This window comes from Micromonospora sp. NPDC051141, from assembly GCF_044455765.1.
Classification (GTDB): domain Bacteria; phylum Actinomycetota; class Actinomycetes; order Mycobacteriales; family Micromonosporaceae; genus Micromonospora.
Map to the genome: position 1 here is coordinate 111,331 of NZ_JBITFD010000013.1, position 22,272 is coordinate 133,602.

Genomic DNA, 22,272 nt, shown 5'->3' on the forward strand with positions numbered 1-22,272 from the left:
CGGCTTCGTCCTGAGGCGCGAGTTAGCGGATGCTTCGTCAGTTTTCCTGTACCTTGAGCCGGCACTCAACGTTCCGACCACATCCCTCATCACCAGAGAGCTCAACGACCACGATGGACGAAGGTCTCGACGCCACACCGCCGTGGCTCCGGCAGGACGCGCCCGTGCTGGCGGCACTGCGAGAGTGGGCGGCCAGCAAGGGCGGCACCGCCGAGGTGCTGCCACAGGAGGAACCCCAGCAGGGATACACCGCCGCCTATCTTTTCACCATCAGCGTGGAGAGCCCGACCGGTCCGGGGCTCACCGGCGACCGCAAGAAACTGGTCAAGGTGCACCCGGCGGGCGGCCACGGATCGCCCGAGTCCGGCCGGCACACGCTGGCAAAGGCGGAGGGCGGCGGCTTCGCCAGGCGGCACATGGTCAAGGAGCACCACGGCTGGCAGTGGGTGAGCGACGGTCGTCACCTCTCCTTCCAGGACGTCGCCAACGGCGGTGACCCGGTGGTCGCCCTGGACGAGATCGAGGACGACGACCTCCTCGTCACGGCGTACCGCAAGGTGGTCACCGCCCTGCCGACGGACTGGAACCGCCCGGCCGGAGCCGGCGGGCCGTCCACCACCTCCACCACGGTGCGAAAGTACGTCGAACACGAACTGACGGCGGCGAAGGCGCTCGGGGCGATCCGCCCGGCCGCCGACCGGCTCGGGCTCGGCGACCTGGACGGGGACTGGGTGGAGGTCGACGGCCGGATGGTGCCCAATCCGTTGCGGCTGGCCGAGCCGGGCGGGCTCTTCGGCGACCTCCGCGTCCGCTACCTGGTCGGGCGTTCGCACGGCGACCTCCACGGCGGCAACGTGCTGATCCCGGCGACCGTCGACGGCATCCCCCGCCCGAGCACGTTCTACCTGATCGACTTCGAGTCGTACGAGAGCCGGGCGTCGCTGGCCCGCGACCTGGGCGCCATCCTGATGTCCATGGTCCTGCGGTGGGTGGCGCCACGACCCGGCCCGGACGGGACGTGGCCGCCCGGCCTGCCGCCCCGGCAGGCGGAGGCTCTCCTGCGCTACCTGGTCCGGCCGGACAAGCCCGCACCGAGCCAGCTGCCCCGGGCACTGGCCGACATCGTGCGGCTCACGCACGAGGCCGGAACGGCGTACGCCGACGACGGCAACTGGCGTCCGGAGTGGCGTACGCAGTTCCGGCTGTCGACGGTCGCCCATGCGCTCGCCGCCGCCACCTACGACAACGTGAGTCCGGACGGTGCCCGGTGGTGCTTCCGACTGGCCGCGCACCTGGTGGAGGCGCACCGCGAGGAGCACCACCGCACGGTGACGCCGCCGGCCTCCGGCACCGGCACGCCGGTGCCCGGGCGATTGGACACGTCCCGGCCCTCGGGTTGGGACCAGCTTTCCGGCGCGGGGCACGCCCCGGGGCGGCACCGCGCCACGCCGACTCTGCCGCGCAACGCGGTGCCCGCCATGGATGCGGGGCAGGCCCGACTGATGCCCCACCTGCGCAACCGGAACGCCGCGGCGGATCGGAGCGGCGGGCGGTGGCGCTCCCGCGTCGGGCGGCGGGCACCGGCCGGCCCGGCCGGAAACGGCGGCTGGCGTCGGATCGCCGCCCCGGCGACTCTCGTCGCGCTCGGCATCAGCCTCGTGCCGGTGCTGGCGGGAGCAGGCGTATCCGACCGGAGCATCCGGCCGACGGCGATGCCGTCCAACCGGACCGAGACGCCGCCGACCAGCCGCGACGACGATCGCGCGGGCACGCCGTTCGCGCCGGTCGGCCCGGGCGTGCAGCTCGACCGGATCGCCGCCCGGGTGGCGCAGCGGTCGGAGCCGCCGAGCCGGGGTTGGTACGCCCACATCTGCCTGCGGGTGTGGTCGCCGGACGACCTCAAGCCGCACTCGGATCGGCCGGAGCGGTTCCGCGAGGAGCGGCTCTGGTGGACCCGGGAGGGCACCGGCCGGCGCACCGTCCAGGCCGTCGACCACGGCCGGCGGTCCCGGGCGAAGGTCGCCCCGCTTGGTCCGAACGAGCTGACCGAGGTGCCGCCGCCACCGTCGACAGATCCGGCCGAGCTGCGCGCGCAGGTCGCGAGCCTGCTGGCCGGGCGCCCGCCGGAGCTGCGCAGCGCGGCCGGCCTGCTGGAACTGGTCGCCGAGATGTACCGGTTCTGGCCGCTCTCGCCGCCGCAGCGGGCGGCGCTGCTGCGGCTGCTCGCCGAGACCGAGGGCATCATCGACGGCGGCAGCTACCCCGATCGCGCCGGCCGGGACGGGTACGCGATCAGCGCCTTCAACGGGGAGGGCCAGCAGGAGGTGTTGCAGTTCGACGAGAAGACCGGCCGGCTGCTCAGTCACGAGAAGATCGGCGCCGGCAACGAGACGCTCGCTTCCTATCTGTTCCTGGACAGCGGGCGCACCAACACCATCGTCGACCGGCCGTGCGCCGACCCGAAACCGACTAACAGGGACGGTTGACGTAGTTGGCCCAGTCTCGATAGGGCGCGGCGTCGGCACGAACCCGGTTGCCGGCGCCGACGCTGAACAACGCGGTGCTGTTGTAGTAGAACGTGACCGATCCGCTCGACAGATTGTAGTGCGCGGACGCCACCCGGAACTGCCACTGCCAGGTCGCGAGGTTCTGTCGGCCACAGTCGGAGAGCTTGCCCCGCGGATAGCCGAAGTTGGGCCGGTCATAGAAGCAGTACCAGCCGTACGGGCAGTCGGCCAGCGCGTAGGTGCCGACGGGTGCGCGCAGCGTGACCAGCACCGCGCCGTCGCCGTAGCTGATCTCGTTGGCGCTCACCGGCATCCCGCCCGGGTGCGCCGCCAGGTAGTCGGTCATCTCGCGGTTCACCGCCGCCATCCCCGGCCGGGGAACGCCGGCGACGATCAGGAGGCCGCCGAGAACGGCGGCCACCATCCTTCGGTACGCACGCGGAAAAGCCATTCCACACCCCCGCTGGACATTGATGAATCCCTTCGTCCAACCAGAATAGGAAGGCGTCTTCCCTGATCACCAGGGGTGGCACCCGACACATCCTGTCGCCATGCCGATATTTTTGCCGTGGCGCAATCGTTCAGCGCACCGGTGGAATTTCCAGCGCCGATTCTTTCCGTCTGCCAATTGCGGAGTGCACCTTCGTGGCGTCGATTCCCGCCGTTCATCGTGCCCGCTGCGCGAGCGCGGGCAGGTGCAGGCGGTCGGCGGGCACGCCGGCGATGGGCAGCCAGCGGCGGGCGGCGGCGAGCATGGCGGGCGGCCCGCACGCGTACACGTGCTGACCGGACCGGTGGTGGTGGATCGCCAGGCCGATCGCGGTGCCCTGCTCGGCCGGCTCGGCGTCCGGGTCGTCGGAGAACGCCGGCACGATCCGCAGCCAGTCGTACGCCTGCTGGAGCTTGTCCAACGCGATCGCGTCGTACACGTCGGCGAAGGTGCGTGCGCCGACGATCAGCGTCACCCGCCGACGAGTCGCTACGCCGGCGACCTATTCGACCAGGGCCCGCAGCGGCGCCAGCCCGGTGCCGCCGGCCACCAGCAGCAGATCGTCGTCCCCACCGGCCAACTCCAGCCCGGAGTCGGCGGGCGCGCCGAGGTGGAGCAGTTCGCCGGGGCGTACCTCATGGACCAGGCTGCCGGAGACGGACCCGCCGGGCACCGCGCGGACATGGAACTCGACGGTGCCGTCCGCACGCGGCGCGTTGGCCGGCGACAGCCACCGCCACCGTCCAGGGTGGCGGGGCGTACACACCGGCACCGCCTGGCCGGGCCGGTGCGGCAGCCGCCGCCACGGGCGTACCGTCAGCGCCGCGACGCCCTCGGCGGCGCGATCGTGGTCGACCACCTGGGCCGGCCACCAGGCCGGGCCGTCACCCACCCGGGCCGCGGTCCGCTCGACCAGCCGCCACACCCGCCGCCACCGCACGCCGGGCACGGCCAGCAACGCGCCGCCGAGCGCCGCCGCGTGCCAGGGCCGCCAACCGAGATCGCGGTACGCGCAGCCGAGCACCCGCAGCGACGCCAGGCGAGCAGCCCGGTCGTCGCCGCCGTCGAGCAGGCGCAGCAGGGTGGCGTGCAGTAGCGCGGCGTCCCGCTCGGGAAGCGGCCCGGGGCAGCGGTCCTGCATTGCCGCCCAGAAACCGGCCCGCCGTCTCGTGGATCACGACAGCCGCCCTGCGCCGGTCGCGTGCGCCGGCACGCGGCCAGTGTGCGGGACGGGCGCGGGGTCGCTTTCCGGTGCTGGGGTGTGCACGGTCGGTGGGGCCTGGGTGGCGAGCGGGGTCAGGTCGGGGAAGTCGACGGGTGCGGCGGGCATCGGTGGGCGCCTCCGGGGTCGCGGTGTCGGGTGGCGGCGCCGGGGCGGGCGGGAGCGGCGGTCACGCCGCGATCGGGGGCGCGGCACCGCCGGAGCCAGCACCCGCCCCGGGCCGTGCGTCGACTCTCGACCATGGCTGCCTGCGGCCGTATTCCCTGGTGATCGTCGACGTCATGCGCGCTCCGTATGCGCCCGGTCACGACTCTCTCTTCCTGGCGGTATGCGTGGGATGCATACCGGCACGCCGCGGAGGGGTTTGAATGGTTAGGCTCGATTTCGGACACAGCCACCCGCGAGAGCGAGGTTGTCGGTGACACACGCGAACTGTCCCCGCTGCGGCGGGCGCCTGGCCCGCGACAACTCCAGCGGACGCTGCGCACCCTGCCAGGCCGCCGAGCGGGACCGACTGAGCGCGCCGCCGGTGGTGCCGGAGTCGTTCTGGGAACACGAACCGGTGCGGATGGCGTTGGCCGGGCGGCACCTCGGGCGAGTGATCCGCGCATACCGGTATCACCCGTACCACGGGCGGAGCCCGCTGCCGCAGAGCGTGGTGGCGGCATGGCTGGGGATCACGCAGGCCCAGTTGAGCCGGATCGAGAACGGGCCTGCGCTGGTGCACCTGGACCGACTGGCGCACTGGGCATCGTTGCTCGGCATCCCGCCGGCACGCCTATGGTTCGCCACCGGCCCGCACTCCCCGGCAGACGCTCCGTTCGGCTCGAACCACGTCGGACCGGACGAGGGCAGGCGCGCCCTGCTGGCCGGAATCGCCGCTGTGGCGGTCGGTGCCGGCCTGGTCGGCGGAGCCGGGGACACCCCGCCACGCCGTATCGGCAGTACGGACGTCGCACGGCTGAATGCCGTACTGGACCTGTACCGATCGGTCGACCGCGAGAGCGGCGGTGGCCTGCTCTATCGAGAGATCGCCCGTTTCGCCGAGTCGGTGTACCGGATGCTGGACTGGTCCCATCCGACAGGGTTGACGCCCCGCCTGGTCGCTGCGGTGGCGGCAGCCCGTCAGTTGGCCGGTTGGACCGCGCTCGACGCGGGCCGTCACTCGGACGCCCAACGACATTTCGTTGCCGCTGAACGGGCGGCGATCTCCGTCGACGATGTGCCACTGGCTGCGCTGATCCGCTACGCCCAGGCCAAGCAGTTGCAACACTTGCGGCACAACCAGGATGCGCGGGCGACGCTGCAACTGGCGCACTCCCAGCTCGGCGCACGCGGCACCCCGGCAGTGAAGGCTGTGCTGTGGGGGGCGGAAGCCGCCTCGGCTGCGGCGCTCGGCGACCACCAGGGAGCGCTGAATTTGCTCGGTCGGGCGACCGAACAGTTCGAGCGCGTGGACCCCGATCGCGAGCCAGCATGGGTGGCCTTCTACGACCGAGGCGAGCTGCTTGCCCAGTACGGTCGGGTGTACCGGGACATGGCACGGCGTGCGGGCACACATGCCGTGCAGGCGGTGCAGAGCGCGGAGGGTGCCATCGCGGCGTTCGGCCCGGCGAGCGTCCGCAGCATGGTGCTCAACGAGGTCGGCCTGTGCAGTGCGCTGTTCCTGGCCAACGAACCCGAGCGAGCCCTTGCTGTCGGCGCACGAGTGGTCGAGCAGGCCGGTTTACTCAGCTCCCGCCGCGTGGTCGACCGAGTTGTCAACCTGCGCCGTGACCTCAAGCAGCATCGCCGGATGCCGGAGGTCGCCGAGTTCGAGCGTGCGCTGAAAGCGCGGGCTGCGGTCGCGGTATGAGCGGACGCTTCTCGGAAGAAGTGATGACCCGAGCCATGCGGGAGATCGCGGCCGGTCTCGGCGTCCCGACCAAGGATGCTCGGCTGCTCCGCTTGACGAACAATGCGGTGTTCGCGCTGCCGGCATCTGGTCTTGTCATCCGGATCGCTCGCACGCATCGTCTGAGAGACCGGGTCACGAAGGTGGTGCAGCTCGCCCGCTGGTTCGCCGAGATAGACGCGCCAACGATCCGCCTAGCGCCCAAGGTCGTGCAACCTGTCGAGGTTGCTGATCTGACTGCATCGGTGTGGGCCTACGTCCCTGGGAATGCCTCGGCTCCGACTGTCGAAGACCTGGGTTCAAGCTTGCGGCGATTTCACGCACTCGACTCGCCGCCTTCCTCAGTCGCTGCCTGGGACCCGGTTGGAGATGCCCGCCGACGCTTGGTTGATGCCGACGGGCTAAGTGCGGAGGACCATGACTATCTCAGGGCATGGTGCGAACACTTGGAGCCCCAGATCGCCGAACTCAACGAACGTTCGGAGCGAACACTGATTCATGGAGACGCCCATGTCGGGAACCTGCTCCGCGAGCCATCTGGCCGGGTTGTCCTCTGCGACTTCGACGCCACCTGCATCGGACCTTGGCAGGTCGACTTGGCGGCGGTCGCAGTCGGCGCGGCCCGATTTGGGACTGGCGAAGCACACCGCAGGCTCGCTAATGCCTACGGGTACGATGTCACCTCCGACCGCCACTGGAGCGTTCTGCGGGAGGCGCGCGAACTTAAGATGATCTCAGCTGCGGCTCCTCTTCTCGCTAGTTCGGCAGCAGTAGCGGCTGAGTTCGCCATCCGAATGCGCTCTATAGATCAAATGGAGCCGACTAGGCGCTGGACACCATTTGCTAATCTCACGTAATTTCGCTGCGATCCAGCGCAGACAACAAAGCGACAAGCCCGCCACCTCGGATAACAGCTCAGGCGAGGCGACGCCCGGCTACAGAGGTCCAAGGCTGACGTCTCTCGGCGTGGCAGCCTGCGACAAGCCGGCTGACATTCGCTGCCTCATCAAAAATCCTTAGCACCCCGATCGGCGTCAAAGGCACGCCGTCGGCGGACTATCTCATCAACGCGGGAGGCAGCAGCAATAGGGTCTTCATGCTCCCAAACCGTGATCAGTAGCCAACCAGCATCTCGCAACAATTCCTCGTTCCTTCGGTCCCGAGCGACGTTCCGACCAATTTTGGCGGTCCAGTATTCACTGTTAGCGGTGGGCTTGCGATGGTGCTCAGAGCAGCCATGCCAGAAGCAGCCGCGGACTTCCACGACCACCCGAGCCGGTCGAAAAACTATGTCGGACTTCATTCGCAACTCAGGAAGCGGCTTTGCGCAAACACGATAGCGGAGGCCACGAGCATGCAGGGCGCGTCTGAGTAATAACTCGGGCTTGGTATCGCGGCTGCGATTTGACTGCATGGACCGACGGATAGCTGGCGTGGACGCCCAAGAACCGCCAGACGTGTCACTTGCTACGGCAGGCATATGCAAGCATCCAACGTTTGACCGGTGACCGACTGACGCCTCGCGAGCCTATTCGTTTGCCGAGCTGCCGCTCTCTTCTTCCTCAGTTTCTGCCTCATCCTTATCTTTCCGTCCCCGTGGGTCGGAGGGCTCGTACAGAACGGTTCCAACGAGGCCCTCGACATCGATTGCCGAAGCGGAAGGCTCGGGTCGCCCCTCAACGTATGCGAGACGGACAGCTGAGATGTATGCGAGGCGCACGGCCTGGATCACCAGGACTCTTCGCAGACCCTCTGACACTTCCCCGCGTTCATGAGCCACTGCGGCAAGTCGGGCAATGGTTTCGGCTCGCCGCGCGATGCGCACGTCTGGATGACCCCGCTCCTCGCGCGTATCAGCACTAATCAAGGGAAATCCCTGCGACGGCGGCAAACGAGTTGGATGAGATAGCGGAGGAATTTTTTCGTTAAGAATAGCGTGGAAACGACTTTCCTCGATCGCCTCCAAGTAGACGGCGTACTCCACCGCATCTAGCCGCGTTCTTGCCGCCTCGTAACCCTGCTCATCATCCTTCTTCGTCAGCCCCTCGTACTCCCATAGAGGCCACAGCCGCATCTCCGCGACCTCAAACACGTCAAGAATCCTCATAGCGACGGCATCAGTCCGCTGGTTCGTTAAATGTCGTCGGATGCGCGTACGAAGCTTCTCGTTTGTTTGTCCGACGTAGATGGGCTCACCGTCGTAGTCATAGAAGGCATAGACACCCCAGCGGGCATCAGCCCACTTTCGGCCATGGCCGTCACTAGCCGAGAGGGCATCTTCCAGGAGGGCGCGAAAATCACGAACAGAAGTTGCTGGGAGCTTGTTCTTCGCCGGCTTCCTCTTCTTGGCAGGTCGGTTAGCGCTAGCCATTGACGACGGCCAACTCAGGTGCAGTGCGCGTCTGCAGCGTGCCCAACATGAGAGGCATTAGGTAGTGCTTCGCCAACCATGACACTACCGGTACGCATACAGCGTCCCCGAAGCCAAAGAGAGCCTGATTGCTTCGGAGGTTATTGAGCGTGTAGCTCCCGGCTCCCATCAGGCGCGCATACTCAAGCGGGGTCATCCACCGTACGCGGACGGCCCCATCGCCCACTTCTACTACCGCCTGCTTTGATGATCCGCCGCGGGCGGTTCGCAGACATCCAGAGATGTCATCAGGGCGAATTTCCCAAGTCGGTTTGCCGTTTCTTGTCCGGCGGTAAGCAGTGCGGTAGGTCACAGTCGTCTGGACCTTCAACTTCTCAAGCCGCTCTGCCTGCATCGGCGACAAGGAGCCGAGGAACGCGTCGCGACGCTTGTCCTCCCACCAACCGTCAGGACCCACCTGCTCCACAAGGTCAGAGAGCCCGGAAGTGAGGGGAGGGGGCGGCGTGGGAAGCTTCGCCCGGTGCGTCCTCAAGGAGGGGTCGCCAAAGGGTGCGAGAAGCCAGTCAGGGCGAAGTTCGCTGTTGGGAACCGGCTCATCGGCTGGAGGGTTCAGCGCCCCCACGACGAACAGGCGGGGACGCGACTGCGGCACGAAACGCCTCGCATCAAGGGTCAAGACGTCCGCGGAGTAGCCGAGGCGATTGAGTTCACGGATGGCGGTCGCCAAGTCTTCGCCGCCGTGGCTAGTGGCGAACCCAACGACGTTCTCAAGCGCGACGACGGGCGGGCGGGCGTCTTCCCCCATCTCGTCCAGGACGTTGGTGAAACCCCAGAATGTTGATGATTCACTGCCGCTCAACCCTCTACGCCATCCGGCCAGGGAGAGGTCAGTGCACGGGAAGGAGGCCCATGCGAGAGCAAGGTTGGAAGGCATGTCGTTGCCTTTGACCTTGCCCACGTCGCCCGACTTGAAGACGTGGCCGTCGTCTTTCCCGAAGTGGCCTTCGTACATCTCCTGCTTGGCTGGCTCGATGTCGTTGGACCACACAACGCTGATACCGGCTTGCTCCAAGCCGAGGCGGACAAGGCCGATGCCCGCGAAGAACTCGGCGGCTGTGGGCTTGGGAGCGGCATCCGGCCCTGTCGGGACACTCTTCAGCGTAGGTGCGATCTTCACCCTGGCGACCCTAAGTCAAATCCGGTCGTAGGTCGATCCTGCGTGGCAGGTGTCGCAGGGCCGCTTGAGCACTACCGCTTTATTCGACGAGGCTCACCCTAGTGAGACTTGGCGATGGTGCCGCCTGAGCCCTACCCCGGACAGGCGGCCGGCAACTTCCCACTCGACCTGATCACCGGTGACGTCATGCGGACCGACGCGCCGGACCACGGCTAGGACACGCGCTCCGAGCTGCTGGCAGCATCAACGCGTACGTTCATGTCAGAGGGCACTGGTACTACGGACACCAGCGAAGGGAGGCGCGTGAGTGATCATCATCAACCAGGGCAACCTTCTGACTGCCGACGCGGAAGCCCTCGTGAACACGGTCAACACGGTGGGCGTCATGGGCAAGGGCATGGCTCTTCAGTTCAAGCGCGACTACCTGGCCAACTACAAGGCCTACCGGACTGCCTGTGCGGCTCGGAAGGTAAGCTTGGGGGGAATGTTCGTCTTCGACTCTGCCCGCCCCGGCCCGCGCCGATACATGATCAACTTTCCGACCAAGGGCCACTGGCGCGCCAGCTCCCGCCTCGAAGACATCCGCGCGGGGTTGGCGGACCTGGTTCGCGTGGTACGCCAGAAGGAGATCACCTCGGTAGCGGTTCCCGCGCTTGGTTGCGGCAACGGTGGCCTCGATTGGGGGAAGGTTCGGCCCATGATCGAGCAGGCATTCGCCGAGCTTCCCGAGGTCCGGGTTCTGCTGTTTCCTCCAGAAGGTGCGCACGACTCCGTCGACATGCCAGTGGTCACCGGCAGTAGAACTGCTGGTCAGCCTAGCGAGGGCCTGACAGGGTCCTCGGCGACGGCTATCAACGACGCAGCGCGAGTGCCGACCGCTCAGACCACGACCGCCGACGCTGCTCTGATCAGCGAGTCGTAGGTTGCCGTGCTGCGTTCCAGCTCGACCCCGAGCGAGCGGGCGAACCGGTCCAGCTCCGCCTGCACCTGCGTCGCCGCCCGGCCGTCGCCGACCATCGCCTCGATCTCGAAGAACGCCCCGAGCCCGTCCACCTCGTCCAGGCAGAGCACCATGTCACCGAGGCGGGCGGTCCGGCGGGTCTTCACGATCCGTACCGTCGGGTGGAAGCCCATCGCCAGGATCGCCGCGTGCATCTCGCTGCGGCCGAGCACCTCGGTCTCGTGTTCCTGGCAGGCCAGCTCGTTGTCGAGCGGTGTCTTGACGCAGAACAGGTGCCGACCGTCCTGGGTACGCAGACGGGCGAAGGCTCTGCCCTGTTTGCTCTGCCCGTAGTCCCAGCCGTTGGCCGCGTACGCCTGGTCGTCCTGGCGTGCTTCCGCCGAGAATGCGACTCCCTTGGCGGCCAGCGCCCGGATCAGGGCGTCGGGCTCCGCGACCCGGTACTTGACCTCGATCTCCCGGATGCCGTCGGTCATCACGTCTCCATGGCTGTGGGCCGCCGCGTACCCGGGGTACTCAACCACAGCCACGCGTCGGCCGGCCGGCGACACCCCGGGGTCGCAGTTGCCGCAGGTCAGCCCGGCTCACCCGCCGGCGCGGTCGAGCGCGCGAACCGCAGCAGCGCGATGAGCACCTGTTCGAAGTGATCCGCGCCGGGGCGGCCGGTTTCCTGCTCGAGGACACCCCGCGCGTACCTACGTGAGCCGGCTGCTCCAGAAGTTGCCCGCCCGGGACCGCGCCCAGCTCGTGGTGATCGCGTACGAGAGCGGGCTGGTCCGCCCCGGCGAGACGTGACCCGGCCGGCTACCCGACGTCGACGGTGGCCGGCTCCGGTTCGGCCGGCCGACCGCCGTCGCGCCGCTCGTCCCCATGCCCCGGCCACCACGCCTTGTGCCCGATCAGCCCGGTCAACGCCGGCACGAAGAACATCGACATGACGAACGCGGACAGCACGATCCCGATCGCCACCGCGAAGCCCATCTGCTGGAGGAACGAGATCGGCGCGAGCATCAGCACCCCGAACGTGCCGGCCAGGATCAGCCCGGCCGCGGCGATGGTCGGGCCGGCGTGTTCCACGCCGATGGCGGCGGCCCGGTGCGGTTCGTGGCCCTCGCGGGCTTCCTCGCGGAGCCGGGCGATCATGAGGATGTTGTAGTCGGTGCCGATCGCCACCACGAACAGGTAGAGGATGATCGGGAGCTGGAACGTGACGCCGGGTTTGCCCTGGAGCCCCTGGAACAGATAGACGGTCGCGCCCAGCGTGGCGGCGAAGTTGAGCAGCACGGCGATCACCAGGTAGACCGGCGCGACGAGGCTGCGCAGCAGCAGCCCGAGGATGAGCGCGATCAGGGCGGCGGCGACCGGCAGGATCACCGACAGGTCCCGGTTGTTGGCCGAGTTGATGTCGGCGAAGAGTGCGGTCGGGCCGCCGACCAGCGCCGTCGTGCCCTGTGGGGCCTTGGCGTGCAGCGCGTCCCGCAGGTCGTCACGGACCAGGGCGATCGCCTCGTTGGAGACCGGGTTCTCGTCGAGCAGCACGTTGATCCGGGCGACGCCCGGGTCGGTGGTGCTGCGCTCGGCCGGCTGCACCCGGGCCACGCCGGGCGCGTCGGCCGACGCGGCGGCGAACGCGTTCACCTGCTGGTCGGTGAGCGGGGTGCCGTTGCCGGTGGTCAGGTAGACCTCGGTGGGCGCGAGCGCGCCGGCGGCGAAGCCGCGCTGGAGGTCCTTGGCGGCCCGTGCAGACTCGGTGTCCTGCGGGAAGCCGGCGCTGAAGTCGTAGTCGGCCTGGTAGCTGAGCACGCCTGCGGCGAGCGCGACGAGCAGCGCGCCGGACGCGGCGGCCACCACGGCGGGTCGACGGCCGACGGCGGCGCCGAGCCGCCGGGACAGCGTCGCCTTCGGTTGGCGCTGCCACGCCTTCGACGGCCAGAACACCCAGCGGCCGAGCAGCGACACGACGGCCGGAATCAGGGTCAGCGAGGTGATCAGCATGACGCCGACCGCGATGGCGAGCGCCGGGCCGAGCGAGCCGAAGAAGCCGAGCGAGGCGAGCAGCAGCACCAGGAACGCGACGATGACCGCGCCGGCGGCGGACGTGATGACCTCGCCGACCCGCTGCACCGAGACGATCATCGCGGTGCGCTTGTCGTCGCCGGCGCGCAGCCGTTCGCGGTAGCGGAACAGCAGGAACAGGATGTAGTCGGTGCCGATGCCGAACAGCACGATCAGCAGGATGGTCTGGAGGTCCTGGCTGACGTTGAGGTCGAACGCCTTGCCGGCGGCGGCGACCAGCCCGGTGGTGACGGACATGACCACGCTGATCACCACGACCGGCAGCAGCGCGGCGATCGGGCTGCGGAAGATGATCAGAATCAGCCCGATGATCAGGACGATGGTGGCGACGCCGACGATCGCGAACGCCGAGTTGAACGTGTCCTCGTTGTCGACGAAGCTGGCCACGTCGCCGGCCACCCCGGCGGTGAGGCCGCTGTCGGCCAGGTCCGGCCCGAGCGCGGCGCGCAGGTCGCGTACGGCGTCGAGCAGTTTCGGGTCGCCCGGGTTCTCGGCGTCGAGACCGACGGAGATGATCTGCACGGACCGGTCCGGCGCGACGGCCGGCGGGCCGGTCAGGTAGCCGGAGGTCTGCGGGATGTTCCGGCCCTTCAGCGTCTGGGCGAGCTGCCCGACGCGCGCCTCGTCGGCCGCGCTGAGCGGTGTGCCGTCGCCGCGTTTGACCACGATGGTGGCGGTGGCGGTGGCGGCCTGTGGGAACGCCCTGGCGCCCAGCTCGGTGGCCCGCACCGACTCGTAGGAGCGCGGCAGGAAGCTCTCCTGGTCGGCCGAGGTGATGTCGCTCAACGACGGGCTGGTGACCACCACGGCGATCGCGGCGAGGACCCAGCCGCCGATCACCCACCACGCCTTGCCGACGACGAACCTGCCCAGTCGCTCGAACATCGTTTCCCCCCGTGGAGTTCGACTGTCTCGCCAGCATCCTACCGTCGGTGACCAATCCTTTTCGGACGGCACGCGCGGTCGCGTCGATGAACGGCGTGCGAGGATCGGTGGATGAGCGTTCGGTGGCCCGGCCCGGGTGTCCTGGCGGCGTGGCTGCTGGCGACCGTGCCGGTTCCACTGCTCTTCTTCGAGGTGACGCACCGGTGGGAGGAGGACCCGTCGCCCGCCGCCGCGCTGTGGTGGCCGGTGCTGGCGTCGCCGGTGCTCGCCGCCCTGGTCGCGGCCGGTCAGCCCCGCCGCCGCGGCGTCGCCGGCCCCGCGCTCGCGGTGGCCGTCGCCACGCCGGTCACGGCCGTGCTGCTGGGCGCGTCGCTGGCGTTCTTCCGCTGGGTGGTGCCGCTGACCGGCGAGGCCCGCTGGGGGTGGGCGCTGCTCGGCGGCTTGGCGCTCGCGGTGGCCGGCGCGCTGACCGGGTACGCCGCCGGCGCGCGCCTGCCCCGCCGGGACCGGCCGCCGTCGCGGCGCGGCTACCTGGCCGGGGCGCTCGCCGTCGTGTTCGGGGCGTTGCTGGCACAGTCCGCGGTCCGGCTCGGCGCCGAGGGCAGCACGATCGGGAAACCCCTTCGGGAGTACGGCGGCGCCGGCCCCTACGCCACGTCGGCCGGGCGGGTCACGGTGCCGGCGCCCGGGGCGTACGCGATCTTCGGGGTGGGTTTCGCACCGGCGGCCCCGGACTGCCGGCTCACCGGCGCGGGCGCGGCGGTCCGGGTGGCGGAGCCGGTGCGGGTGCCGCCCGGCGGCTACGGCGGGGACGCCGCCAGCTACGCCTGGGTCGCCTCGGTCCGGCTGCCGGCGGCCGGGGCGTGGACGCTGACCTGCCGCACGTCGGATCCGGAGGCGTCCTACGTGGTCGGCGACGAGCCGCGGATCCGGGGCGCGGTGGGCGCGCTGATCCACTGGCCGGTGGGCGTGATCTGGCTGCTCGGCGCGCTGCCCGGCCTGCTGGTCGGCGCGGACACCGCCCGGCGGCGGCGGGCCGCCCGGCGGGTCGGCGGGAGTGCGGCGCCCGAATGCCCGGGAAGTGTCGTAGTGGGCTCGTAGCCTGGCGGGGTTCTCGACGATCGCAGGGAGGCGACGTGCTCGACCACTTCTCCGTAGCGGTGCGCGACCTGAAGGCCAGCGCCGCCTTCTACGACACGGTCCTCGCCCCGCTGGGCGGCCGGCGGATCATGGAGCCGGGGCCGATCGGCTACGGCGTCGACACGCCCGACTTCTGGGTCGAGCCCGCGCCGGCCGACGCCGCCCCGGCGCCGCTGCACATCGCGTTCACCGCGCCCGACCGGGCGGCCGTGCGGGCGTTCCATGAGGCGGCGGTGGCGGCCGGCGCCGAGGTGCTGCACGCGCCGAAGGTCTGGCCGGAATACCACGCCGCCTACTACGGCGCGTTCGTCCGCGACCCGGACGGCAACAACGTCGAGGCGGTCTGTCACCGGCCGGAGTGACCGGCCGGCCCGGCGGGAGGCAGGATGGTCGGGTGGAGATCGAACCGGTCGAGCACGCGCCCGCACGCGCGATCCGTCGGGCCTGGCTGGCGCAACGCTGGCACGATCTCACGTTCCTGCACTGGGCGGTGCCGCCGGAGCGGGTCGCGCCGCTGCTGCCGGCCGGCACCCGTCCCGACACGATCGACGGGCTCAGCTACGTCGGGTTGATCGGCTTCCGGATGGTCGGGCTCGGGTTCGGCCGCGGGCCGGGCGTGCCCTACCTCGGCACGTTCGCCGAAACCAACGTACGGCTCTACTCGGTCGACGGCGCCGGCCGGCGGGCGGTGGTGTTCCGCTCGCTTGACGCGTCCCGGCTGGTGCCGGTGCTGGTCGCCCAGCTCAGCCTGCGCCTGCCCTACAAGTGGTCGGCGATGCGGCTGGAGCGGGCCGGCGACACGCTCACCTACCACTGTCGGCGGCGCTGGCCCGGCCCGGCCGGCGCGTCCAGCCGGATGACCGTCCGGGTCGGCGCGCCGATCCCCGAGCCGACGCCGCTGGAGCACTTCCTCACCGCGCGGTGGGGCCTGCACACCCGGGCGTACGGGCGCACCCGCCACCTGCCGAACTGGCATCCGCGGTGGCCGCTGCACCGCGCCGAGCTGCGGCACCTGGACGACGAGCTGGTCACCGCCGCCGGCCTGCCCGCGCCGGACGGGCCGCCGGTGAGCGTGCTGCACTCCCCCGGCGTCCCGGTCGTCTTCGGCGGCCCCACGTCGGTTCCCTGACCGCGCGCCGGCCGACGGTCAGCGCAGCGGGTCGTGGGTGCCGCGCGGCACGTCGGGGCGGCACCGGCGGATCCGGTCGGCGGCCATCCGGCCACCCACCGCGAGGCCGTGCCGTTCCACCGCGGCCAGCCCGTACGCGCTGCACGTGGGTGTGTACCGGCAGGTCCCCGGCCAGCGGTGCGACAGCCAGCGCCGGTAGCCGAGGATGGCGGCCCGGCCGGCCCGGTCCACGGCCGGCGTCCGCACCAGGCCGGCGGTCACCGAGCCGAGCGTGAGCAGGGTCGAGAAGAGCCCCAGGTCGCAGCAGCCCGGGCCGTCACAGTCGAGCAGATCGCAGTCGCAGTCGCACCAGTCCCGGTGCTTTTTCTTCTTGTGGTGTCGCTTCCGCATGATCACGAGGCCATGATGCGACACCCCCGCCAGTGGCGGCTCGGCCGACCGGGACGGGGCCGGTGCGGGCGGGTCCACGGGCAGCCGGAACCATGGGCGTCGAGGGCGAACCCAGGAAGGAGCATCCGGTGCTGGATCGGCTCAACCAGGCCATGGACCACCTCGAACAACGGCTCGACCAGCCGCTCGACGTGGCCGCGCTGGCCCGCGTCGCCTGCACGTCGGAGCACCACTTCCGGCGGCTCTTCTCGGCGCTGGCCGGGATGCCGCTGTCGGAGTACGTGCGCCGTCGCCGACTCACGCTGGCCGGCGCCGACGTGCTCGCCGACCGGGAGTCGCTGCTCGACGTGGCGATCCGGTGGGGCTACGGGTCGAACGAGGCGTTCGCCCGCGCGTTCCGGTCCGTGCACGGCGTCGGCCCGGCGCAGGCCCGGCGCACCGGTGCGGTGCTGCGGTCCCAGCCCCGGATGTCGTTCCGGCTCGTCGTCGAGGGCAGCAGCAGCATGGACTACCGGATCGTGGCCAAGGACGCCTGCCACCTCGCCGGCCGGAAGGCCCGGGTGCCGCTGGTCCACGAGGGGATGAACCCGCACATCGTGGCGTTCGTCAGGAGCGTGGACCCGGACACCGTACGCCGGATCGAGGCGCTGTCCGACCAGGAGCCGCGCGGCGTCGTCAACGTCAGCGACGACCTGGCCGGGTCCCGCGCGGAGGGCACCGAGCTGGACTACTGGCACGCGGTGGTGACCGGGGGCCCGGTGCCGGCGGACCTGGACACCCTGCCGGTGGCGGCCGGCGACTGGGCGGTCTTCCGCAGCTCCGGCGCGTTCCCGCAGGCGTTGCAGCACCTCTGGCGGGACGTGTTCACCCAGTGGTTCCCGTCCAACCCGTACGAGATCCGCCCCGGGCCGGAAATCTCCCGGGTGCGGATCGCCGAGGGCGGCGGCACCGCCGACGCGGAGTTGTGGATCCCGGTGCGCCGGGTCTAGCGGCGGGCCTCGGCGGCGGCCCGCGCCAACGCGGCCGGCACGTCGAGTGCGTGGTAGGGGTGCTCGCTCGGCTCGATGCCGGCGAGGAACATCGCGTACGCGGCGGCCAGCCGCAGCGGCGCGACCGGCCGGAGCAGGTCGACCGCCCGGTGCGGGTCGCAACCGGGCGCGTCGGCCCGCCACCGGTCGGCCCACGCGTCGATCAGCCGGGCGGCGGCCGGCGCGGCCAGGCCCTCGGCCAGACGCAGGACGTCGAACGCGGGGTGACCGACGAACGCGTCCGCCCAGTCGAGGACGACGCGCCGGGTGCCGTCGCCACGGACGTTGCCGGGGTGCAGGTCGCCGTGCACGAGCGTGTCGGGCAGCCCGCAGTCGCGAACCCGCCGCAGCCGCTCGTCGAGCCCGTCGAGCAGCAGCTCCGCGGCGGCCGACACGTCGTACCCCGCCAGCCACCTCCGGATCCACCCACCCAGCCGCGCCCCACGAAGGTCGGGTACGCCGTCCGCGACCAGCCGGCCCACCGCCCCCACGGCCCGCACCTGCACCGCGTGGTGCACCGCCGAGATACCCGCTAGTTCCACTTCCCCGGCCCCGTACCGGTCCTCCCCCACCACGTCCTCCACCAGCACCCGCCCCTCCCCGCCCACCGCCAGCACCCCCGGCCCGACCCCGACCCCGGCGTCGGCGCCGGCGATCAAGGAGTTTGCGTCGCCGGAGAGATCGACGGAGACGCAAACTCCTTGATCAACCGGGGAGGCCGAGGAGGCCGAGGAGGCCGAGGAGGTTGCGGAGGTTGGGGAGGTGCGGGAGGTGGGGAGCGGGAGGGTGGTCAGCCAGGTCAGGACGGCGGGTTCGTGGTGGGCGAACGGGGGGAGTTGTTTCAGCCAGGCCGGGCCCTGCGGGGTGTCCAGGCGCCAGATCGCGGAGAGGTTCCAGGTGCGCTGCTGCGCCACGGCGGTCACCGGGCGGCCGAGGCGGCGCAACTCGTCGGCGGCCCAGGCCACGCTGCGGGCCGAGCCGCCGGGCTCCGCCCACGGCTGGCGCAGTGGGTGCGGTGCGAGGTCCACCGCGACCGCCTCCAGGGGCATGCCGGGCGGTGCGGCGGCGGGCGAGGCCCCGGTGAGCTGGGCCAGGTAGCGGACGTGGCCGCCGGGTGGGTGCGGGCGGTCGGCGTCGAGCAGCCGGAGCACGGCCACGTCGACGCCGTGCCGGTGGCGGACGCCGTCGACGATCGATGCGACCTGCTGCCACCACGGGTCCGGCACGTCGAACGGGGGCAGCGCGCCGAGCGGCCGGCCGGCGGCGTCGACCAGGACCACTGTCACGGTGCGGGACACGGCCGGACGCTAGTCGAGCACCCCTACGGGAGGCGAGCGGATTGATCCGGGGGCGGTGCGGGGCGGCTCCCGGATGTCCCGGCGACGGGCGGCGGACACGCTGGGGCAATGAGTCTTCTCGATTCCCGGACTCCTCCCGCGTACCGCTGGTTGCGGCCGGTCGCGGTGACCGCCGCGGTGCTGCTGCTCGGCTACGGGCTGCTGCGCCTGCTCGACCGCCTGGACGGGCAGAGCGACAAGGGCGCCTGGGCGTGGAACACCGGGCACACCCTGTTCCTGTTCGGTGTGCTCGGGTTCGCCGCGCTGATCGTCGGGCTGCACGGCCTGCTGCGTACCCCGTCGGGCCGGCTGCGGACGCTCGACGACCTGGCCGCGCTGGCCGGCCTGGTCGGTGCCGCCGCCTTCGTCTGGGTGATCCTCGGTGACCTGTTCCCACGCTTCGCCGACGCGGTGGACACCCCCGGCGTGGTGCTCGTCGGCGGGCCGGCGCTGTTCGAGCTGGGTCTGCTGGTGCTGCTCTACCGCGCGGCGGCGGCGCGGCTGCTGCCGGTGTGGGCGCCGGTGCTGGTGCTGGTCGGGTTCGTGGCGATCGCGGTGAACCTGGACCTGCTGCCGGTCGGCGCCGCGCTGGTCCTGGCCGGTCTGCTGCCGCTGCGCGCCCGGGGAGTTGAGCGGGGGCCCCGCCTATACCAGAAGCGTTAACCGGGGGCCCCGCCTTACCCGTCAGCTGAAGAGGGGGCGGCGCGGGCCGCGGTGGTCGGCGCACGCGTCGCGCTGGCCGCCGGTCCGGCTGATCGTGCCGTCCCGGCACTGCACCAGCCAGCCCCGACCGGACCAGAACCCGGGTACGCACTCGAACCAGTCGCAGACACCGGCGGCCGGCTTGCGGATCCGGTCGCCGCCGCAGAAGTCGTACCCGAAGGGGTTCACCGGGGCGCCGCAGCGCCGCTCGGTGGCCGGCTGCGGGACGGCGGCGCGCGGCGACGCGGGCCGGGTGCGGCGCGGTTCCGGGTCGGCGCTGGGCCGGACCTGGACGGCGGGGGCGACGACCGGCGGCGCGGGCGTGCCGGTGGCCGCCGGGGTGGCGGCGGCGGCGCGTTCCGACCCGGCCCGGGTGGGCGGGTTGGACTCGACGAGCATCGCCGGCACGGCCAGCGCGAGCGCCGCGCCCACCGCGACGGTCCGCCGGCCGCCGGGCACCAGCGCGGAGGGCCGGGCCTGGCCCGGGGTGAGCACGGCCGGGCGCTGCGGGCGGGACTCCGCGTGCTCGTCAAGCAGTGCGTCCAGCTCGGCGACGACCGCGGCGCGCTGCTCGATCGCGTCGGCGAAGGCCAGCGTGAGCGTGAACCGGAAGTCGGCCGCCGCGCCGGTGGGCAGCAGCAGCCCCGAGGTACGCCGCCGGTCCAGCACCTGGATCAGGGTGACCGGCGCGGCCGGGTCGTGGGACAGCCCGGTCATCCGGCCGTACACCCAGTCGCGCCGCCCGCGCCCGCCGAGCAGCACCAGCCGCCGGTTGGTGAGCACGGCCAGCCCGGCGTCGACCACCCGCACCCCCTCGGGGCGGCGCGGGCGCAGCACCGGCGGGTCGGGGTCGACGGTCAGCTCGGGGGCCGGTAGCACGGCGGTGTGCCGCACCTCGACCAGTTGCGCGGCCGGCAGCGTCCAGAAGACCACCTCGCCGGGGGCCAGCTCCATCGGCAGGCCCACGCCGGCCCGCACCGAACCGTGAAAGGAAACCGCGAGCGTACGCAGGCGACGCAGCTCGTCGTCGCGGCGCCGCCACGCCTCGTCGGCCGCGCGGAAGGCCCGCTGCCGCCGTTCGTTCTGCCGGTGTGCCCACCGGTAACGCCATGTGGAACCCGTCGAATCAGTCATCGCCACGCCGACTCCTCCGCCGCGCGAGCCCACCAACCGGGGTGTCACTGGTGTCAACGGTGATCCGGGGGTACGAAGACACGCCAAAGTCACCAATTAGACCGATTGGCTGATTGACGGTCGCAATCGGCGGAAAACGCTGCGGCGATTCACGTTTCGTGTGGGTCCGCCTCCGGCCGCCCCGCTTCGCCATGCGGGCCGGTGGACACGTCGGTAACGTCAGCCGCAGGGCGGGGCGTCCGCGGCCCCCGGCGGCGAGTGGAGGTGCACCGGTGGGCGACCCGGCCGTCGTGGTGGGCGTGGACATCGGCACCACCAGCAGCAAGGCGGTCGCGTTCGACACCGACGGCCGGCAGTTGGCCAGCCACTCGATCGGCTACCCGCTGGAGGAGCCGCACCCGGGCTGGGCCGAGCAGGACCCGGACCTGATCTACCAGGCCGTGCTCGGCGTGATCCGCGCGGTCGTCGACGAGCTGGGCCGGCCGGTCGCCGGGCTGTCGTTCAGCACCGCGATGCACAGCCTGATCGGGCTGGACGCCGACGGCAACCCGCTCACCGCGTCGATCACCTGGGCCGACTCCCGGGCCAGCGCGCAGGCCGAACGGCTGCGGGCCGCGCCGTCCGGGCTGGCCCTGCACCGGCGCACCGGCACGCCGGTGCACCCGATGGCGCCGCTGTCCAAGCTGGTCTGGTTCGCCGAGCAGGAGCCGAAGCTGCACGAGCGGGTGTCGCACTGGGTCGGCATCAAGGATCTCGTCCTGCGGCGGCTCGCCGAGGCGCTGGTCACCGACCACTCGGTCGCCTCCGCCACCGGCCTGATGGACATCCACCGGCTGGCCTGGGACGCCGAGGCGCTGCGCGTCGCCGGCATCACCGAGGAGCAGCTTCCCCAGCTCGTCCCCACCACGCACGTGCTGCCCGGGCTGACCGCCGAGGCCGCCCGGGCCACCGGCCTGCCGGCGGACACCCCGCTCGTGGTGGGCGCCGGCGACGGGCCGCTGGCCAACCTCGGGCTCGGCGCGGTCCGCCCCGGCGTGGTGGCCTGCTCGATCGGCACCAGCGGCGCGATGCGGGTGATGGTGGAACGCCCCGGTGTGGACCCGCTGGGCGGCGTCTTCTGCTACGCGCTGACCGAGGACCGCTGGGTGGTCGGCGGCGCGATCAACAACGGCGGGATCGTGCTCCAGTGGGCCCACGACGCGCTCGCCCCGGAGCTGGGCGAGCAAGCCGAGGAGGAACTGCTCGGCCTGGCCGCCCAGGCGCCGGTCGGCTCCGGCGGGCTGATCATGCTGCCGTACCTGCTCAGCGAGCGGGCGCCGCACTGGAGCGCGCTGCCGCGCGGCGCGTACGTCGGGTTGACCCACGGCCACGGCCGCGCCCACCTGGTGCGGGCCGCGCTGGAGGGGGTCTGCCAGCAGCTCGCGCTGGTCCTGGCGTCGGTGCGGGCGGCCGGCAACGAGGTCCGCGAGGTCCGCGCCAGCGGCGGCTTCGCGCGCAGCCCGCTGTGGCGGCAGATCCTGGCCGACGCGTTGGGCATGCCGGTGCGTTTCCCGGCCGGGCACGAGGGTTCCGGGTTCGGCGCCGCGCTGCTCGGCATGCAGGCGCTCGGCCTGATCCCCTCGGTCGAGGTCGCCGCCGATCTGGTCCGGATCGAGGAGACGGTCCGCCCCGATCCCGCCGCCGCCGCCACGTACGCGGCGCTGCTCCCGCTCTTCTCCGAGCTGTACGACGCGCTCGTGCCGACGTTCGCGTCGCTGCGACGGCTGGCCCCGAGCCTGCCGCCGGAGCCACCACCCACCGCACCACCCCGATGACCGAACAGAGGTCGT

The 22,272-nt window shown here is 71.4% G+C and carries 21 protein-coding genes and 2 pseudogenes; 11 read left to right on the forward strand and 12 right to left on the reverse strand.

The window, feature by feature from the left end; genetic code table 11:
- Nucleotides 1–113: 113 nt before the first annotated feature.
- On the forward strand, nt 114–2,486 hold the full coding sequence (locus tag ACIA6B_RS23855) for a hypothetical protein (RefSeq protein ID WP_396776438.1): 2,373 nt from the start codon (nt 114–116) through the stop codon (nt 2,484–2,486).
- Here the strand turns inward: ACIA6B_RS23855 and ACIA6B_RS23860 are convergent.
- The 3 genes from ACIA6B_RS23860 to ACIA6B_RS23870 all read right to left on the reverse strand — a co-directional run bounded on the left by ACIA6B_RS23860 (nt 2,470) and on the right by ACIA6B_RS23870 (nt 4,138).
- Nucleotides 2,470–2,928 (reverse strand): hypothetical protein, encoded by a 459-nt coding sequence (locus ACIA6B_RS23860; RefSeq protein WP_396776440.1) that lies wholly within the window; start codon nt 2,926–2,928, stop codon nt 2,470–2,472. The genes ACIA6B_RS23855 and ACIA6B_RS23860 overlap by 17 nt on opposite strands.
- A gap of 244 nt (nt 2,929–3,172) precedes the next feature.
- Nucleotides 3,173–3,472, reverse strand: a complete 300-nt coding sequence (locus ACIA6B_RS23865; protein ID WP_396776442.1) for a hypothetical protein — start codon at nt 3,470–3,472, stop codon at nt 3,173–3,175.
- 27 nt (nt 3,473–3,499) lie between these two features.
- Nucleotides 3,500–4,138, reverse strand: coding sequence for an FAD-binding oxidoreductase (locus ACIA6B_RS23870; protein WP_396776444.1), 639 nt, complete (start codon nt 4,136–4,138; stop codon nt 3,500–3,502).
- 499 nt (nt 4,139–4,637) lie between these two features.
- Between ACIA6B_RS23870 and ACIA6B_RS23875 the strand changes: the two genes are divergently transcribed.
- Together ACIA6B_RS23875 and ACIA6B_RS23880 are read left to right on the forward strand one after the other, a co-directional pair.
- Nucleotides 4,638–6,074, forward strand: coding sequence for a helix-turn-helix domain-containing protein (locus ACIA6B_RS23875; protein WP_396776446.1), 1,437 nt, complete (start codon nt 4,638–4,640; stop codon nt 6,072–6,074).
- A complete protein-coding gene (locus tag ACIA6B_RS23880; RefSeq protein ID WP_396776447.1) occupies nt 6,071–6,970 on the forward strand; it encodes a phosphotransferase family protein in 900 nt (299 codons plus the stop codon). Before ACIA6B_RS23875 ends, ACIA6B_RS23880 begins: the two co-directional genes overlap by 4 nt.
- Before the next feature lie 149 nt (nt 6,971–7,119).
- Here the strand turns inward: ACIA6B_RS23880 and ACIA6B_RS23885 are convergent, their stop codons facing one another.
- From ACIA6B_RS23885 to ACIA6B_RS23900, 4 genes and pseudogenes are all read right to left on the reverse strand, one after another.
- A complete protein-coding gene (locus ACIA6B_RS23885) occupies nt 7,120–7,593 on the reverse strand; it encodes a very short patch repair endonuclease (RefSeq protein WP_396776449.1) in 474 nt (157 codons plus the stop codon).
- Between the two features lie 48 nt (nt 7,594–7,641).
- The gene (locus ACIA6B_RS23890; RefSeq protein ID WP_396776613.1) at nt 7,642–8,205 is read right to left on the reverse strand and encodes a GIY-YIG nuclease family protein; all 564 of its coding nucleotides are present in this window, start codon (nt 8,203–8,205) and stop codon (nt 7,642–7,644) included.
- Nucleotides 8,206–8,226: 21 nt separating this feature from the next.
- A pseudogene (locus ACIA6B_RS23895) lies at nt 8,227–8,484 on the reverse strand (GIY-YIG nuclease family protein); the annotation flags it as partial.
- A complete protein-coding gene (locus tag ACIA6B_RS23900; RefSeq protein ID WP_396776451.1) occupies nt 8,477–9,661 on the reverse strand; it encodes a DNA cytosine methyltransferase in 1,185 nt (394 codons plus the stop codon). The pseudogene ACIA6B_RS23895 and the gene ACIA6B_RS23900, both read right to left, overlap by 8 nt.
- A gap of 307 nt (nt 9,662–9,968) precedes the next feature.
- Between ACIA6B_RS23900 and ACIA6B_RS23905 the strand changes: the two genes are divergently transcribed.
- Entirely contained in the window at nt 9,969–10,583 is a 615-nt protein-coding gene (locus ACIA6B_RS23905; protein ID WP_396776453.1) for a macro domain-containing protein, read from the forward strand.
- Here the strand turns inward: ACIA6B_RS23905 and cyaB are convergent.
- On the reverse strand, nt 10,541–11,098 hold the full coding sequence (gene cyaB / locus ACIA6B_RS23910) for a class IV adenylate cyclase (protein WP_396776455.1): 558 nt from the start codon (nt 11,096–11,098) through the stop codon (nt 10,541–10,543). The two genes, ACIA6B_RS23905 and cyaB, sit on opposite strands and share 43 nt — an antisense overlap.
- Before the next feature lie 211 nt (nt 11,099–11,309).
- Between cyaB and ACIA6B_RS23915 the strand changes: the two are divergent.
- Nucleotides 11,310–11,417, forward strand: a pseudogene (locus ACIA6B_RS23915) (DNA-binding response regulator); the annotation flags it as partial.
- A 9-nt stretch (nt 11,418–11,426) separates the two neighbouring features.
- On the opposite strand, the gene ACIA6B_RS23920 reads toward ACIA6B_RS23915, so the two are convergent.
- Nucleotides 11,427–13,583, reverse strand: coding sequence for an MMPL family transporter (locus ACIA6B_RS23920; RefSeq protein WP_396776457.1), 2,157 nt, complete (start codon nt 13,581–13,583; stop codon nt 11,427–11,429).
- A 111-nt stretch (nt 13,584–13,694) separates the two neighbouring features.
- Here ACIA6B_RS23920 and ACIA6B_RS23925 point away from each other — a divergent pair, with 111 nt between their 5' ends.
- Genes ACIA6B_RS23925 through ACIA6B_RS23935 form a run of 3 tightly spaced genes read left to right on the forward strand, consistent with a single transcriptional unit; the run spans nt 13,695 to nt 15,852 of the window.
- Nucleotides 13,695–14,684, forward strand: coding sequence for a hypothetical protein (locus ACIA6B_RS23925; RefSeq protein ID WP_396776459.1), 990 nt, complete (start codon nt 13,695–13,697; stop codon nt 14,682–14,684).
- Between the two features lie 35 nt (nt 14,685–14,719).
- Complete coding sequence (locus ACIA6B_RS23930; protein WP_396776461.1) at nt 14,720–15,085, forward strand: VOC family protein; 366 nt, start codon at nt 14,720–14,722, stop codon at nt 15,083–15,085.
- A 32-nt stretch (nt 15,086–15,117) separates the two neighbouring features.
- Nucleotides 15,118–15,852 carry a YqjF family protein gene (locus ACIA6B_RS23935; RefSeq protein ID WP_396776463.1) on the forward strand — a complete coding sequence of 245 codons (735 nt, stop codon included), beginning with the start codon at nt 15,118–15,120 and terminating at the stop codon, nt 15,850–15,852.
- 18 nt (nt 15,853–15,870) lie between these two features.
- On the opposite strand, the gene yidD is transcribed toward ACIA6B_RS23935, so the two are convergent.
- Nucleotides 15,871–16,242, reverse strand: coding sequence for a membrane protein insertion efficiency factor YidD (yidD, locus tag ACIA6B_RS23940; RefSeq protein WP_396776465.1), 372 nt, complete (start codon nt 16,240–16,242; stop codon nt 15,871–15,873).
- A gap of 128 nt (nt 16,243–16,370) precedes the next feature.
- On the opposite strand from yidD, the gene ACIA6B_RS23945 reads away from it, so the two are divergent.
- A complete protein-coding gene (locus tag ACIA6B_RS23945) occupies nt 16,371–17,231 on the forward strand; it encodes a helix-turn-helix domain-containing protein (protein ID WP_396776466.1) in 861 nt (286 codons plus the stop codon).
- Here the strand turns inward: ACIA6B_RS23945 and ACIA6B_RS23950 are convergent.
- The gene (locus ACIA6B_RS23950) at nt 17,228–18,568 is read right to left on the reverse strand and encodes a phosphotransferase family protein (RefSeq protein ID WP_396776468.1); all 1,341 of its coding nucleotides are present in this window, start codon (nt 18,566–18,568) and stop codon (nt 17,228–17,230) included. The two genes, ACIA6B_RS23945 and ACIA6B_RS23950, sit on opposite strands and share 4 nt — an antisense overlap.
- A 108-nt stretch (nt 18,569–18,676) precedes the next feature.
- On the opposite strand from ACIA6B_RS23950, the gene ACIA6B_RS23955 reads away from it, so the two are divergent.
- The gene (locus ACIA6B_RS23955; protein WP_396776470.1) at nt 18,677–19,270 is read left to right on the forward strand and encodes a hypothetical protein; all 594 of its coding nucleotides are present in this window, start codon (nt 18,677–18,679) and stop codon (nt 19,268–19,270) included.
- Between the two features lie 21 nt (nt 19,271–19,291).
- On the opposite strand, the gene ACIA6B_RS23960 is transcribed toward ACIA6B_RS23955, so the two are convergent.
- Nucleotides 19,292–20,449: a hypothetical protein gene (locus ACIA6B_RS23960; protein WP_396776472.1), complete on the reverse strand. Its 1,158-nt coding sequence runs from the start codon at nt 20,447–20,449 to the stop codon at nt 19,292–19,294.
- A 266-nt stretch (nt 20,450–20,715) separates the two neighbouring features.
- Between ACIA6B_RS23960 and ACIA6B_RS23965 the strand changes: the two genes are divergently transcribed.
- Complete coding sequence (locus ACIA6B_RS23965; RefSeq protein ID WP_396776475.1) at nt 20,716–22,257, forward strand: gluconokinase; 1,542 nt, start codon at nt 20,716–20,718, stop codon at nt 22,255–22,257.
- Nucleotides 22,258–22,272: the final 15 nt, after the last annotated feature.

Bases quoted from the DNA above. Each gene is read 5' to 3' on its own strand.
- yidD (WP_396776465.1), bottom strand. From the start codon at position 16,242: ATGCGGAAGCGACACCACAAGAAGAAAAAGCACCGGGACTGGTGCGAC.
- ACIA6B_RS23880 (WP_396776447.1), top strand. From the start codon at position 6,071: ATGAGCGGACGCTTCTCGGAAGAAGTGATGACCCGAGCCATGCGGGAG.
- ACIA6B_RS23885 (WP_396776449.1), bottom strand. From the start codon at position 7,593: ATGCCTGCCGTAGCAAGTGACACGTCTGGCGGTTCTTGGGCGTCCACG.
- ACIA6B_RS23955 (WP_396776470.1), top strand. From the start codon at position 18,677: ATGAGTCTTCTCGATTCCCGGACTCCTCCCGCGTACCGCTGGTTGCGG.
- cyaB (WP_396776455.1), bottom strand. From the start codon at position 11,098: ATGACCGACGGCATCCGGGAGATCGAGGTCAAGTACCGGGTCGCGGAG.
- ACIA6B_RS23925 (WP_396776459.1), top strand. From the start codon at position 13,695: ATGAGCGTTCGGTGGCCCGGCCCGGGTGTCCTGGCGGCGTGGCTGCTG.
- ACIA6B_RS23920 (WP_396776457.1), bottom strand. From the start codon at position 13,583: ATGTTCGAGCGACTGGGCAGGTTCGTCGTCGGCAAGGCGTGGTGGGTG.
- ACIA6B_RS23870 (WP_396776444.1), bottom strand. From the start codon at position 4,138: ATGCAGGACCGCTGCCCCGGGCCGCTTCCCGAGCGGGACGCCGCGCTA.
- ACIA6B_RS23855 (WP_396776438.1), top strand. From the start codon at position 114: ATGGACGAAGGTCTCGACGCCACACCGCCGTGGCTCCGGCAGGACGCG.